General features: G+C 72.1%; 15 protein-coding genes. 7 read left to right on the plus strand and 8 right to left on the minus strand.

Going from position 1 to position 13,648, the window contains the following annotated elements:
- The first annotated feature begins 370 nt into the window (after window positions 1–370).
- From G9272_RS16930 to G9272_RS16945, 4 genes are all read left to right on the plus strand, one after another.
- The gene (locus G9272_RS16930; protein ID WP_171397356.1) at window positions 371–2,227 is read left to right on the plus strand and encodes a GNAT family N-acetyltransferase; all 1,857 of its coding nucleotides are present in this window, start codon (window positions 371–373) and stop codon (window positions 2,225–2,227) included.
- Window positions 2,224–3,348 carry an HAD-IIIC family phosphatase gene (locus G9272_RS16935; RefSeq protein ID WP_171397357.1) on the plus strand — a complete coding sequence of 375 codons (1,125 nt, stop codon included), beginning with the start codon at window positions 2,224–2,226 and terminating at the stop codon, window positions 3,346–3,348. The genes G9272_RS16930 and G9272_RS16935 overlap by 4 nt, the downstream gene beginning before the upstream one ends.
- Window positions 3,345–3,623, plus strand: coding sequence for an acyl carrier protein (locus G9272_RS16940; protein ID WP_171397358.1), 279 nt, complete (start codon window positions 3,345–3,347; stop codon window positions 3,621–3,623). The genes G9272_RS16935 and G9272_RS16940 overlap by 4 nt, the downstream gene beginning before the upstream one ends.
- A gap of 140 nt (window positions 3,624–3,763) precedes the next feature.
- Window positions 3,764–4,075: a chaplin gene (locus tag G9272_RS16945; protein WP_171397359.1), complete on the plus strand. Its 312-nt coding sequence runs from the start codon at window positions 3,764–3,766 to the stop codon at window positions 4,073–4,075.
- A 165-nt stretch (window positions 4,076–4,240) separates the two neighbouring features.
- On the opposite strand, the gene G9272_RS16950 is transcribed toward G9272_RS16945, so the two are convergent.
- The 8 genes from G9272_RS16950 to G9272_RS16985 all read right to left on the minus strand — a co-directional run bounded on the left by G9272_RS16950 (window position 4,241) and on the right by G9272_RS16985 (window position 9,655).
- Entirely contained in the window at window positions 4,241–5,107 is an 867-nt protein-coding gene (locus tag G9272_RS16950) for a tyrosinase family protein (protein WP_171397360.1), read from the minus strand.
- On the minus strand, window positions 5,091–5,573 hold the full coding sequence (locus tag G9272_RS16955) for a tyrosinase family oxidase copper chaperone (RefSeq protein ID WP_171397361.1): 483 nt from the start codon (window positions 5,571–5,573) through the stop codon (window positions 5,091–5,093). Before G9272_RS16955 ends, G9272_RS16950 begins: the two co-directional genes overlap by 17 nt.
- A 258-nt stretch (window positions 5,574–5,831) precedes the next feature.
- Window positions 5,832–6,353, minus strand: a complete 522-nt coding sequence (locus G9272_RS16960) for a hypothetical protein (RefSeq protein ID WP_171397362.1) — start codon at window positions 6,351–6,353, stop codon at window positions 5,832–5,834.
- A 170-nt stretch (window positions 6,354–6,523) separates the two neighbouring features.
- Window positions 6,524–7,120 (minus strand): vitamin K epoxide reductase family protein, encoded by a 597-nt coding sequence (locus tag G9272_RS16965; protein ID WP_171397363.1) that lies wholly within the window; start codon window positions 7,118–7,120, stop codon window positions 6,524–6,526.
- Complete coding sequence (locus G9272_RS16970) at window positions 7,120–7,620, minus strand: DUF5949 family protein (RefSeq protein ID WP_171397364.1); 501 nt, start codon at window positions 7,618–7,620, stop codon at window positions 7,120–7,122. The genes G9272_RS16965 and G9272_RS16970 overlap by 1 nt, the downstream gene beginning before the upstream one ends.
- 169 nt (window positions 7,621–7,789) lie before the next feature.
- Window positions 7,790–8,077 (minus strand): hypothetical protein, encoded by a 288-nt coding sequence (locus G9272_RS16975; RefSeq protein ID WP_020132936.1) that lies wholly within the window; start codon window positions 8,075–8,077, stop codon window positions 7,790–7,792.
- A 183-nt stretch (window positions 8,078–8,260) separates the two neighbouring features.
- Entirely contained in the window at window positions 8,261–9,133 is an 873-nt protein-coding gene (locus G9272_RS16980) for a hypothetical protein (protein WP_171397365.1), read from the minus strand.
- 282 nt (window positions 9,134–9,415) lie between these two features.
- Window positions 9,416–9,655, minus strand: a complete 240-nt coding sequence (locus tag G9272_RS16985) for a chaplin (protein ID WP_171397366.1) — start codon at window positions 9,653–9,655, stop codon at window positions 9,416–9,418.
- 238 nt (window positions 9,656–9,893) lie between these two features.
- Between G9272_RS16985 and G9272_RS16990 the strand changes: the two genes are divergently transcribed.
- The 3 genes from G9272_RS16990 to G9272_RS17000 are packed head-to-tail and all read left to right on the plus strand — an operon-like array spanning window position 9,894 to window position 13,646.
- Window positions 9,894–11,006 (plus strand): DUF3344 domain-containing protein, encoded by a 1,113-nt coding sequence (locus G9272_RS16990; RefSeq protein WP_171397367.1) that lies wholly within the window; start codon window positions 9,894–9,896, stop codon window positions 11,004–11,006.
- A 49-nt stretch (window positions 11,007–11,055) separates the two neighbouring features.
- Window positions 11,056–12,234, plus strand: a complete 1,179-nt coding sequence (locus G9272_RS16995; RefSeq protein ID WP_171397368.1) for a glycosyltransferase — start codon at window positions 11,056–11,058, stop codon at window positions 12,232–12,234.
- Complete coding sequence (locus tag G9272_RS17000) at window positions 12,231–13,646, plus strand: exopolysaccharide biosynthesis polyprenyl glycosylphosphotransferase (RefSeq protein WP_171397369.1); 1,416 nt, start codon at window positions 12,231–12,233, stop codon at window positions 13,644–13,646. Before G9272_RS16995 ends, G9272_RS17000 begins: the two co-directional genes overlap by 4 nt.
- Window positions 13,647–13,648 lie beyond the last annotated feature (2 nt).

Below are 13,648 nucleotides of genomic sequence, written 5' to 3' on the forward strand. Positions count from 1 at the left end.
CAAGGGGAGAGGAGGGGGTCCGAAGGATTCACCCGAAAACCCGCAGCACCCCCTCCGGTAATTCTTTCCCAAACCTTCCCGTAAACATCACACAGAACACCGAACAGAACACCGAGCGGAACGTCGCGCAGAACACCGATCAAACACCGAGCAGAATCCCGTACCGAACATTACGCAGTCATCACGGAATTCCCTCTTGCCCGCCCGAATTTCGCACCGTTTCCCCTCAGTTTCCCGACCGTCCGAGTGGGTCCGGAGGCCTGCGTACCAGCCCGTATACTCGATAGTCCCGGAATCCATCAATCAGCTTGCCTGGAGCAGCATTGTGACGAACGCGCGTCGGCACCCTCGGAGCACCACCGCGGATTCCGTGCTCACGGAAGTCGCGGAAGCCGTCCGGCTCCAGGAGGGCCCGCCCGGAGTGCGGTCCGTCCTGCGTGCGCTGCGCCGTCTGGCGCCCGCCTCCACGAAGGACCTCAGCCGCGCGACCGGCCTGCCCGTCCCGATCGTGGCCGCCCTGGGCAACGAACTGCGCCGCCGGGGATTCATCACCACCCAGCGCCCGTCCCGGCTGACCGAGGACGGCCTGGACCTCGTCGCCCGGCTCGGCATGGACCTGTCCCTCGACGCCACCTGCACCACCTGCGACGGGCGCGAGCTCGTGATCCCCGACGTCCTGGACGAAGCCGTACGGCGGCTGCGCGCCCTCATGGAGTCGGGTCCCGCCGCCGACATGGCCATCGACCAGTCGCACTGCACGGCCGAGACCAAGGTCCGCCGGGTCCTCGCGCTGCTCACCGCGGGCGCGCTGCCGGGCGGCTCGCTGCTGCTGATCGGCGACGACGACCTGGTCTCCCTCGCCGTCGCCGTGGTGGGCGACGTGCTCGGCGCTCCGATCGTCGAGCGGGTGACCGTCGTGGACATCTCCCCGGAGATCCTCGACTACATCCGGAAGGTGTCGGCCGGCCTCGGCACCCGCGTCGAGACCGTCCGACACGACCTGCGCCTGCCGCTGCCCGCCGAGATCCGCGGGCAGCACGACGTGGCCATGACCGACCCGCCCTACACCCCCGAAGGCGCCCGCCTCTTCCTCTCCCGCGCCGTGGAGGGCCTGCGCCCCGGCCCCGCACACAGCGTCTTCTTCTCCTTCGGCGGCAAGAGCCCGGACGAGATGCTGGAGGTGCAGCGGGAGATCATGGGACTCGGCCTGGTCACCAACGCACTCATCCGCAACTTCAACGAGTACGAGGGCAGCGGCATCCTCGGCGGCGTCGGCTTCTTCCAGCACCTGCTCACGACCACCTCCACGGCCCCCTCCCACGAGGGCGAGTTCAGCGGCCCCCTCTACACCGGCGACAAACGGACCCGGCAGCGCGAATACACCTGCGTGGCATGCAACACCCGGCTCCGCGTCGGACCCGGCGCCCGCTGGACCGCGGTCGCCGCCCTGCGCACGGAAGGCTGCCCCAACTGCGGCAAAGGCCCCTTCCGCCCCGGCCGCCTCGTCCCCGCCGACGATCCGACCACCCCGGCCGAACAACCCCCGACCCCGGCCCAGCAAGCCGCACCTCCCCAACAGGCTCCGGCTCCCCAGCAGGCTCCGGCTCCCGCCGAGACCCCGGCCGCGGTCCGGAACGCCGCAGTCCCCGCCCCGGCTCCGGCTCCGACTTCGGCTCCGGCCACTCCCGTCGGACGCACCTTCGGCTGGCACCCGCCGGCCGACGAGGACCGTGCCGCCCTCGCCGAGCGGGCCCGACCGTACGCCACCCGCCGGGCCGACGAGCGCGATCTGCCGGCCATCGGAAGGTTCGAGGCCGAGATCGCCCGTGTCTCCTTCGGCGAGGACGCCATCGACGATCCCGCGCGGTGGGAGTCCCGCCTCGGCCGTGCCATGGAGAAGTCGAAGGAGGGCATGATCGTCGCGGACGGTCCGGGCGAGGAGCCCGTCGGCTGGTGCTGGGTGAGCATCAACCAGAACGCGATGACCGGCGACCGCTACGCCAACTTCCGCTCCCTGGCGGTGTCCCCGGTGGACAACCGCAGCGACGTCGCCGAACTCCTCCTCACCGCCGGTCTGGAGTTCTGCCTGGCCAACGGCATCACCGAGGTCGTCGGCCGGGTGCACGTGGGCAACGTCCCGATGCGCACGGTCTACCGCAAGTTCGGCTTCGACCCCACCAGCCTGTCGATGAAGCTGTTCCTCCCGGAGGGAGACAGCGCCCGATGAGCGTCACGGAAGGCTTCGATCCCGACGGCGTCAAGTGCGTCGTATGGGACCTCGACGGCACCCTGTGGGACGAGATCGCCGTCGAGTCGGCCACCGACGACCTGCCCACGCCCCGCCCCGCGGCGCTCGCCGCGATCGACGCCCTGGCGGCCCGCGGAGTGCTCAGCAGCATCGCGAGCCGCAGCGCGCCCTCGGTGCTCGACCGGCTGGACGCCGTGCCGGAGGTGCGGGCACGCTTCCTGGCCCCGCAGGTGTCCTGGCAGGACAAGAGCGAGTCGCTGCGCAGGATCGCGAAGGACCTCGGCATCGCGGTGGACGCCCTGGTCCTGGTCGACGACTCCCCGTACGAGCGCGCCGAGGTCGAGGCCCTCCTGCCGGGCGTACGCACCCTCGCGCCCCAGGACGTGCCCGCGCTGCTGGCCGCGTTCGAGGGCCGGGAGGTCACCGCCGAGTCCCGCGAACGCGTGCGCCGCTACCGCACGGAGGAGACCCGCAAGGCAGAGGGCGAGCGCTTCGAGGGCTCGCGCGAGGAGTTCCTGCGCTGGTGCGACATGCGCCTCACCATCGGCGCGGCCACGGCCGACGAGATCCCGCGCGCGCTGGAGCTCGCCGCCCGTACCCATCGGCTGAACTCCTCCGGGCTCACCCCCGACCGCCTGCGCGAGCTGGCCTCCTCGGACGGACACGAGCTGTACACCGCCCGCATGACGGACCGTTTCGGCGAGTACGGCATCATCGGCGCCGCCCTCGTCGACCGCACGCACCGCACCGACCGCGGCACCCCCGCCGCCTGGTCCGTCCCGCTGCTCGCGCTCTCCTGCCGGGTGGCCGGCCGGGGAGCGGCGGCGGCCTTCCTGTTCCGGCTGATGGAGCGGGCCCGCGAGGCCGGCGCCGAGGAGTTCCGGGTGACCCTGCGCCCGACGGACGCCAACCTGGAGATGCGCATCCTGCTCCGCCAGGCGGGCCTGCGCCGTACGGACGACACCGACACCGAAACGGCCACCGGCACCGCCGCCGCCACCGCCGCGGATTCGGCGGTCCTGGGCAGGACACTTCAGGGCGACCTGCCCGGGTCGCCGGCATGGCTGCACGTATCCGACCGAGAGGAAACCGAAGCGTGACGGACACCCGAGAGCGGGCCGCGGTGGAACGGGAAATCCGTTCGCTGATCGCCGAGGCGGCCCGTCTGGACGAGGCTGTGGTCGCGGAACTCCCCGCCGACACCGACCTGTTCGGCCCGGAGATCGGCCTCACCTCGCTGGCCGGCGTGACCCTGCTGGGCACGGTCGACCAGCGTTACGGCGTCGACGTGGCCGCGCTGGACCTGAGCCTGGACAGCCTCCAGTCCATCGCCACCCTGACCGACTTCATCGCGACACACCTCCAGTCGCACTAGCCACCCGACTGTACGACCGTCCTGTTCAAAAAGGGTGATCCGTCCGAACGCACCGTGACCCGCTCACAGTGTCGGCGTTGAACGGGGAGTGCGGCGGCGCCCCCTGCCACCGCACGAACCGATTCCCTAAGGAGAACGTGATGTCTCGCATCGCGAAGGTGGCCGCTGTTGCCCTCGGCACCAGCGCCGTGGTGGTCAGCGGAGCCGGCCTGGCCATGGCGGACGCGGGTGCGCAGGGCGCGGCCGTGGGTTCGCCGGGTGTCCTGTCGGGCAACGTCGTCCAGGTTCCGGTCCACATCCCGGTCAACGTCTGCGGCAACAGCGTCAGCATCATCGGCCTGCTGAACCCGGCCTTCGGCAACACCTGCGCCAACGTCAGCGACCACGACAAGGGTGGCGACAAGCACCACGACAAGCACGACGGCAAGCACGGCGGCGGCTACGGCGGCTGAGCTTCACCCCCGTACGTCCCGTACGTACACCCCGGTCGTACCCCGCGTACGTACCACCAGGAGAGCCCCGGCACCTCGAGCGCCGGGGCTCTCCCCTTGTCCGCGAGCGGTTCACCGCCGGGATCACCTCGCCGGGATCACCTCGCCGGGCTCACCGCGACCCGCTCACGCGTACCGGTAGATCCCGGACGCGTCCTCCAACTGGTCCGGGGTCACGTCCCACGGGGGCAGCTTCTCCTGCCGGGCGACGACCCGGCGGTACTGGCCGTTGGTCGGCCCCGGCGGTTCGGCGGGCAGGTAGCGGTGTTCGCGGTGCCTGCTCTGCCAGCGGGTCCACAGCAGGTCGACGAAGGCGTGGTGCAGCCAGAAGACGGGGTCGTTGACCGAGGCGCCGCCGAGCATGACCCCGCCGACCCATCGGTGCACCCGGTTGTGGTTGCGCCAGGCGGCGCTGCCCGAGCCGGTGCCCCACCCCTCCAGCTTGTTGCGGAAGCCCCGGGTGACCGTCGAGTCCCAGGGCTCGGTGTCGTAGACGGGGTCCTGAAGCGCCCGGTCCAGGTCGCTCCGGGTGGGCAGGTCGATCGGGGCGGCGGCGCGGCCGAGGTCCCGGGTGAGGAACTCCCCGTCGGTCACGTTCTCCGTGATGGTCCAGTCGCCGGTGGCGTAGGCGAACGGCCCGGTCGTCACCTGGCGGTCGGAGCGCCGTCCGTTGCCACCGAGGAGGTCGTCGGTCCAGGGGACGGCGGTCGAGGTGCGATCGCGCGTCCAGTCCCAGTAGGGCACCGTCACCGAGGAGTCGACCCGGCGCAGTGCCTGCTCGAGGTCCAGCAGGAACCTGCGGTGCCAGGGCAGGAAGGACGGCGCCATGTGGGCCGTCCGCAGGCCGCCGTCGCCGTCGGATACGTAGTAGTCGATGTGCGTGCGGACGAACTCGTCGTACTCGCCCGTCCGTTTGATCTCCAGCAGCGCCTTCACGAAGCGCCGTCGTTCGGCGCTGGTGAGTGTGCTGACGTCCTTACGGGTGTAGGCCATGGTGTCCCCCCATGTGCGGGTGATGGTGTGCTGGATCCGCCTCGCGCAGCCGCTCCCCCGGACCGAGCCCGTCCACGGCGGCACGGACCGCCTCCAGTGGCGTGGCGTACGAGCTGTAGTGGTCGACCATGCTCAGCCAGGTGCCGTCGGCGCGGCGCATGAGGTGCAGGGGGCGACCGTCGACCGTGATGTCCCACCGGACGTCCGACGCGGCCGCCCGTCCTGTCGGGGCGAGGACGCCGTGGATGTGCCGGCCCCGGTAGGTCTCGTCGAAGGAGTCCGTGGGACCGCCGTCCACCGGGCGCGAGGGCCGGGAGGCGGTGACGACGGGGACGATCGCGAGGGCCGCGGCGGCGCCGAGCAGCCCGCGCAGCAGGTCCCGTCGCCGTGCGCCGTGCGCCGTGCCGGGTCTGCCCGTGACCACCGGTACTGCGGTCACGGGTGCTCCGTCGACGCTGACGACCATGGTGTGCTCCTCTTCCGGTGCACCGGCCCGGTTCGCTGATCCGGTCCGGCTGTCCGTAGCGGGTTTCTGTAGCGGGTTTCTGTAGCGGGTTTCTGAGCGGCTTTCCCTGGCGGTTTCCATGGGGGTAACCGCCCGGTGGCCCTCCTGGTCACCGTCCGGCGCCCGAACGGTCCGCCGGGGACACGGATCCGGACACGGCGACGGGCCCGGACGGCGGCGTCCGGGCCCGTGATTCGCGGCGGTTCGTCCGCCGGAGCGCTAGAGCCCCTCGCCCACACCGAGGTCCGCGCCGGGCACCGCCTGGAGCACCGGGGTGAGCACTCCCGCCTGGGGCGTCCGGAGGTCCGGCAGACCGAAGCGGTCGGGGTTGGGTGCGGTCAGCGGGGCGTCCAGGGCCAGGCCCGGGCTCAGCGTGCGCAGGTCGGAGGCGGGGGCGTCGAGGCCGAGGTGGTTGAAGTCGTTGCCCAGGACCTCCGGCAGAGGCGCGCGCAGCCCCACACCGGGCAGCCCCGCGGCGACGGGCAGCTGCGGAACGACCCGCTCCGGGATGAGCCGACCCTCGACGAAACGCGGTCCCTCGGGCGCACCCGGCGTCGGCAGGGGGATCTCGCCGCCGATCGTGGGCAGTTCCACGTTGAGGGACTTCTCCACGCCGTCGAGCGGTACGGGAACGGGCACCGTGCCGATCGCGGCGGCGGGGGTCACGCAGGCGGCGGCACCGGCGGCGGCCGCCACACACGTGATGACTGCGGCGAGGGTTCCTCGGGTGGTCGACTTCATCTCGGGTACGGGCCCTTTCGGAGGAGTTCGGGGGGCGTTGCGTCCGTACCGGGTAACGAGCCGGAAAACGACATCAGTTCACAATTCCCCCGAGTGCCGCAATAGTGCTAAGGCCATACAGAGCTAAGGGCACACAGCACCAAGGCCACATCGGTACGACGGGCGGATGGTCAGCTCGTCCAGAAATCCCACCATCGGGTCAGGATCAGCATGCCGATCACCCCGATGTGCAGCAGCGGCAGTACCCAGGTGAATTCGGCGAGGAAGTTCCGCACTCCGGCCGGGGCCGGCAGGAACGCGTGGCGTACGTCGAACGAGACGGCGTACCAGAACATGAGGATCGTGGCGACCCAGGCCAGACAGCACCACAGACACAGCGCGTTGATCCGGTACAGGGACTCGAACTGCAACCAGGACACGAACCCGACGCCGAAGAGACAGCCGCCGGTGAAGGTCAGCCAGTACCAGCGCGGGAAGGCGGCACCGGCCAGCAGGCTCACGCCGACGCACACGACGATCCCGTAGGCGACCAGGCCCAGCATCGGATTGGGGAACCCGAACGCCGAGGCCTGGTCGCTCGTCATGACGCTGCCGCAGGAGACGACCGGGTTCAGGCTGCACCCGGGGGTGAAGCCGGGGTCCTCCAGCAGCTTGAACTTGTCGAGGGTGATGACCCAGGCGGCCAGCAGGCCGGCCGCACCGGTGAGGACGAGCAGCAGGGCGTACGCGCGGCCGCCGCCCGCGGGCGCCGGGTGCGGCCCCCGCATCAGCCGCGCAGCCGGCGAGCGGGCAGGACGATGTGCGCCGCCGCGGTCAGGGTCTCGTGGGCGCCCGCGAACGCGGCCAGCTCCTCGGGCGTGACGGCTCGGCCGGGCGTGGCCTCCGGCCAGGCACGGGTGGTGAGGACGAGGTAGGCGTAGCCGCGCTGCTCGACGGCCGCGAGCCACTCCGGCGGCGGCAGGCACTGGGCGTTCAGGCTCGGCATGCTCAGGACGGCCGCACCGGACTGGACGAGCAGGCTGAACGGCAGGCCGGGCCGCTCGGTGCCGTCGACGACGTCCCCGCCGACGGGCATGCCGTTGTCGGTGAGCAGGCGCGCGACGGCGACGGCGGTCCCCTCGGGGCCTTCCTCGGTGTCACCGAGGGAGTAGGCGAGGAGGTAGGGCATGTCACTGCCGTCGGGGGCCTCGCCGCTCCACGGCATCACGACGAGGGTGCCCAGGTCGGCCACGCGGAAAGGGCGGGTTGCGCTTGGGGTTGAGGTCACCGCGCGACCTTATCGGCGGTTCCGGGGGCGTTCGGGCGTGTTCTCACCCGACCGGGGGACGCCGGTCCGTTGCTCCACACGAACGAGGGACGCGCCGCTCGACCCGCCTCGAACAGCGCCGAGGGCCGGTCCCGTCGGTGAGGGGACCGGCCCTTTCGGGAAAGGCGACTCAGCCCTGTAGCGGCAGCCCGCCGAGGAGGGCGTTGTGGTTGTTGAGGGCACCCGTCGCGCCCTTGACGGTGCTGAGTACGGAGTCCTTGTTCTCGGTGTCGAGCGCGTCCGACTGGTGCTGGACCGGCATCGCGTCCTCCAGGTTGATGGGCCCCCTGGTGAGGGTGTCCACGGCACCGTTGAGGCTGGTGGGCGTGAGGTCGGCGGGGGTCGCGAACGCGGGCGCGGCGGCACCGGCGAGGACCATGGATCCGGCAACGACAGCGGCAGCCTTCAGGGACTTCATCGGATTCCTTTCTTCGGCGACTCGGCGACTCGGCGACTCGACCACTCGGCGAATCGGCGACTCAAGTCACCAGGGAAATTCTGACGTCGTGCCTAACGAGCCCCGCCGAAAGCGGAAACCGTGTGCGCAAAAAATTTCCGCACCCCGGTGGGAGGCCGGGGTGCGGAAATCAGGGAGCGACCGTCAGCTGGTGGGCAGCGCCGGCACGGCCGCGGCCGGAGCCTCGACGGGCAGGGTCGGCAGGGTCAGACCGGTGCCGGCCAGCGTCGCGCTGAGCAGGTCGAGCAGGCTGGACACCACCCCGGTCACCGCCGGGGCGACCTGGCTGGCGTCGAGGGACGTCGCGGCCGCGAGCAGGGCGGCGACCGCCTTGTCGAGCGCGGCGACGGCGTCGGACACCGGGTCGGCGGCGGCCTTCGCCTTGGCGTCGTCACCGCCCTTGCTGAGCACGGGCTTGGCCGGCAGCGCGGCGGCCGGGTCGGCGGGCTTGGCCGGCAGCACGACAGCCGAGTCGGCCGGCACCGCGGGCTTCGCCGGCAGCACAACAGCCGAGTCGGCCGGCACCGCGGGCTTCGCCGGCAGCACGACAGCCGGGTCGGCCGGCACCGCGGGCTTGGCCGGGAGTTCGGCGACCGGCTCGGCGGGCTTGGCAGGCAGCTCCGCCTCGGGGTCGGCCGGGGTCTCCGGAGTCGCCGGGGTCTCCGGAGTCGCCGGGGTCTCCGGGGTCGTCGGGGTCGTCGTCGTGATCTTGGCGACGGCGGCCTTGACGGCGTCGCCGAGCTCGGTCGCCTGGTCGGCGGTGAGTTGACCGTCGTCGGCCTTGAGGACGGTGTTGAGCAGGTTGGCTACCGGGGTGAGGACAGTGCCGAGCTCACCGAGGCTTTTGGCCTGGGCGAGCAGCGCGTCGGTGCCGGCGACGGGCGTATCCGACGCCGCGGCGTTGCGCTCACGGGCAGCGGCTCCGTCGGCCGCCATGGCGGCGGGGGCGGCGATGCCGAGGACGAGGGTGGCGCAAAGTGCGGTGGAAGCGATACGCCGTACGGGCAGACCACGCATGGGGAAATCCTTTCGATTGCGTCGGGCCTTCGTCCCCACCGTGCAAACGGCCGTCGCCCTCCGCAACAGCTCGGTCGCTTTGTGTGACGTCTGTTCGCCCAGCTCAATCGCATCACCCCTGGTGAGGCGGCCTGTCAAGGCTCACCGAGCGTGTCGGAGCAACGTCCCTCCATTCGGGGCAAGGCCGCCGGCGGCACCCGCGACAACGCGAACGGCCGCCCTCCCGACGGGAGGGCGGCCGTTCGACGAATGACGCGTCGTGACCTCGAAACAGAGGAGACGTCAGTCGTTGATGCAGGTGTTGCCGAACGCCGGGTTCAGCAGGCCGACCACGTTGATCGTGTTGCCACAGACGTTGACCGGGATGTGCACGGGAACCTGGACGACGTTGCCCGACAGCACGCCCGGGGAGTGCTCGGCGACGCCGTTCGCGCCACTGTCGGCGGCGGCGATGCCGGAGGCGCCGGCGACGGCCGCGGCGGCAACGGAGGTAAGGACCAGGCCCTTCGCGATACGCGACATGGAGAGGTGCTCCTTGGGGTTTTGACACAAACACCTGGGCGGGGATGCCCGGCGCTGAGGTCAACGCGCGGGACTCGCGGGGGTTGTGCCGCCAAATGAGTGATGTCACCGGAGCCCGGCTTCACCATTCCGACACACTTGTCCGGTTTCGACGGATTAATCCGGACAGCGGCTAGAGTTGCGCCCCATCCGACGCACGCCTATAGCAAGCAAATCGCACGAAAGGGCACCGCCGGTCATGCGTAATTCCCTGGGTCCGCTGCTACGCCGCGCGACAGTCGGCGTTCTCGCTCTCACCGCCCTCTGGGCACCCGGGGGCGCCCGGGCCGCCGGTGCGCCGCCCGCCGCGGAGGCACAGCAACTCGCCTTCACACAGCGCTATCACGCGACACAGCACGGCGGGATCGTCCGCGCGGCCAACGCGGCCATCAGCTGCCGCACCTCCACCACGTTCACGGGCAGGGCGGCGCCCGCCTGTCCCGCCGTGCGCCGGGGCGGGGCCGCCGTCAACAACGACTTCGACATGTTCTACGTCGACGTGGACCGCGACCCGAACACCTACAACTCCTCCCGCGCCGAGGTCCGACTCCCGCAGGGCGCGCGGGTGTCGTACGCGCGGCTGTACTGGGGCGGCAACCTGCGCGTCGGCGAGCAGAAGCCGCCGAAGGACAACGGGCGGGTGCTGATCGCCGAGCCCGGCGGGGAGTACAAGGCGGTGCTCGCGGACACGGTCGTCGGCCACCGGGTGGCCCAGGGCGCCGACGCCTTCCAGGCCTCCGCGGACGTCACCGCGCTGGTGCGCGCGAGCGGTCAGGGCCTGTACACGGTCGCCCAGGTCAATGTGGCCATGGGCCGTTCGACGGCCGGCGCGTGGGGCGGCTGGACGCTGGTCGTGGCGTACGAGAACCCGACGGAGCCGCTGCGGGACCTGTCCGTATGGGACGGCTTCGACACCCTCGGCTCCCCCGAGGGCAAGGAGATCCGGCTGCGCGGGCTCGCCATTCCGCAGGGCGCGGGCGGGCGGGCCGGGCTCGTCGCGTACGACGGCGACCGCGGCCGAACGGGTGATTCGCTCACGCTCTCGACCGGTGACCGAACGGGCACCGCGCTCACGGACGCGGTCAATCCATCTGACGATGTGTTGAACTCCACGATCAGCGAGCCGGGGGAGGCTCCGGCGGCGCGTGTACCGGCGTACGTCAACACCCTCGGCTACGACTCCGACGTGTTCGATCTGAGCGGCGGTTTGCGGCGCGGCGGTGACCAGCTGGCTGTCCGGCTCGTTTCCCACCGGGACGCGGCGTGGGCCGGGGCGCTCTTCGTCGCCGTCGACACACAGAAGAAGCAGTAGGCGCGTTCCCGCCCGTCCCGAGCGCCACCGTGAGCGAGGAAACCGCGCAATGCACCAGCCAGAACCCGACGCCAGACCCCGGGTCCTGCATCTCACCCAGCCCGTGGACGGCGGGGTCGCCCGGGTCGTGACGGATCTGACGCGGGCCCAGCTCGCGGCCGGCCTGCACGTCACCGTGGCCTGCCCCCCGGCCGGCCGGCTCGCCGGGGACCTGCGGTCCCTGGGCGCGGACGTGCGGCACTGGGCGGCGAGCCGGTCGCCGGGACCCTCGCTCCCCGGTGAGGTACGACGGCTCGTACGCCTGCTCGACGAGGTACGCCCCGACCTGGTGCACGCGCACAGCGCGAAGGCCGGGCTGGCCGGGCGGCTCGCGGTGCGCGGGCGGATCCCGACCGTGTTCCAGCCGCACGCCTGGTCCTTCGAGGCGGTCGGCGGGACCACCGCGGCCCTGGCACTCACATGGGAGCGGTTCGGCGCCCGTTGGACGGACCGGCTGGTGTGTGTGAGCGAGGCGGAGCGCACCACCGGCCTGCGCGCCCGGATCGGCGGGCAGGTCAGCGTCATCCCCAACGGCATCGATCCCGAACGCTTCCACCCGGCCTCCGTCGACACCGTACGGGCCTCTCTCCTGCCCGAACTCGACCCGGCCGCACCGCTGGTGGTGTGCGTGGGGCGGCTGTGCCGGCAGAAGGGGCAGGACGTACTGCTGACGGCGTGGACGGACATCGCACGGAAGGTGCCCGGCGCCCGGCTGGTCCTGGTCGGCGACGGCCCGGACGGGGAACGGCTCCGGGCCCGCACGCCGGAGTCGGTGCTCTTCACCGGGTCCGTCGCCGATGCCGTGCCCTGGTACCAGGCCGCCGACCTGGTCGTGCTGCCCTCGCGCTGGGAAGGCATGGCCCTGGCACCGCTGGAGGCGCTGGCCTGCGGGCGGCCCGTGGTGGTGACCGACGTGGACGGCGCCCGGGAGAGCCTGCCGAGGGCGCTCGCGCCCCGCTGTCTGGTGCCCGCCGAGAACCCGGCGGCGCTGGCCGGTGCCATCGCCGGACTGCTGCTCGACCCGCTGCTGCGCGAGTCGCTCGGCCACCAGGGACGCCGGCACGTCCTGACCACGCACGACGTGCGGCGCACGGCCGAGGCGGTCGTGGGCGTGTACCGCGAACTGCTCACGACCACCCAAGGGGCGCGCGTCGCGCCCACCGAGTGCAGGGAGTCCATCCACTCGTGACTGCGGAAAGCACCGTCCCCTCTCCCGGCGCGCAGCCCGGGTACTCTCCCGTCTCGGTCATTCCGCGACGGGAGAGCGGAGCGGGATTCCGGTTCCCCACCCGGCGGCCCCCGGCGCGCCCCGCGTCGCCGCTGCCGCTGCTGTTCACCGACGGCCTCGCCACCTTCGTGGGCGCGCTGGCACTGACCGGGGCGCAGCGCCGCCCCCTGCTGGTGGCCCTGCTGGTGGCGGCGACCATATTGCTGCGCCCGCAGCGACCGCGTCCGGTGGTGGGGGTGCTGGACGAACTGCCCGCCGTCTGCGGCCAGATCGCGGTGGCCTGGCTGGCGCTGGGCACGCTCGTCGCGGCGTGGAACCCGGCCCACGCGCTGTCGGTCCGCACGCTGGTCCTCGGGTTCGCTGCGCAGGCCGCGGCCGGCTGCGCGGGCCGCGGCCTGGTGCATCTGCGGCGCCGCCGGGCGGTGCTGCGCCGCCCGCACGCCGCGCTCGTCATCGGCCCCGCCGAGACCGCACAGCGGGTGGCCGCCGCCGTGTTGCGGCACCCCAGGTCCGGGGTCCAGCCGGTGGGCATCGTGGCCGAGCAGCCGGACGGCGCCGACGGACTGCCCGTGCTGACCACGGGTCAGGAGGTGCAGCGGGCCCTCATCCAGAACGGCGTCCGGGACGTCCTGTGCGTCCACCCCGCCGTACGCACCGTGCAGGGCCCGCTGCTGCGGGCGCTCGCCGAGTCGGGCTGCACGGTGTGGGAGGTCGACGCCGACACCCCCTCGTACGCGAGCCGCGAACAGCTCGCCGGGTTCTCCTGCCGTCGTCTCGACATGGGCGCCCGGCGCCGGGGCAGCCTCGGCAAGCGGCTGCTGGACATCGCGGTCTCCGGGGCCCTGCTCCTGCTGCTGAGCCCGCTGCTGCTGGTGTGCGGGGCGGTGCTGCGGCTGACCGACGGGCCGGGGGTCGTCTTCCGGCAGGAGCGCATCGGCAAGGACGGCCGCCCCTTCACGCTGCTGAAGTTCCGCACCCACCGCCCGGTCGACGAGCACGAGGCCGCGACCCGGTGGAGTGTGGCCGGCGAGCGGGAGATGAGCCGCTTCTGCCGCTTCCTGCGCCAGACCTCGCTGGACGAGCTGCTCCAGCTCTGGAACGTCCTGTGCGGCGACATGAGCCTGGTCGGCCCGCGCCCCGAACGCCCTTACTTCGTCGGCCAGTTCAGCCAGACCTACCCCGGCTACGCGGCCCGCCACCGGATGCGGACCGGCATCACCGGCCTCGCCCAGGTCCAGGGGCTGCGCGGCGACACCTCGATCGAGGACCGGGCCCGCTTCGACAACGCGTACATCGACAACTGGTCGCTGTGGCAGGACATCTGCATCCTGCTGCGCACCGCGGCCGCCCTCGTGCGACCGACCGGGAGCTGAAC

Source organism: Streptomyces asoensis (genome assembly GCF_013085465.1).
Taxonomy (GTDB): Bacteria; Actinomycetota; Actinomycetes; order Streptomycetales; family Streptomycetaceae; genus Streptomyces; species Streptomyces cacaoi_A.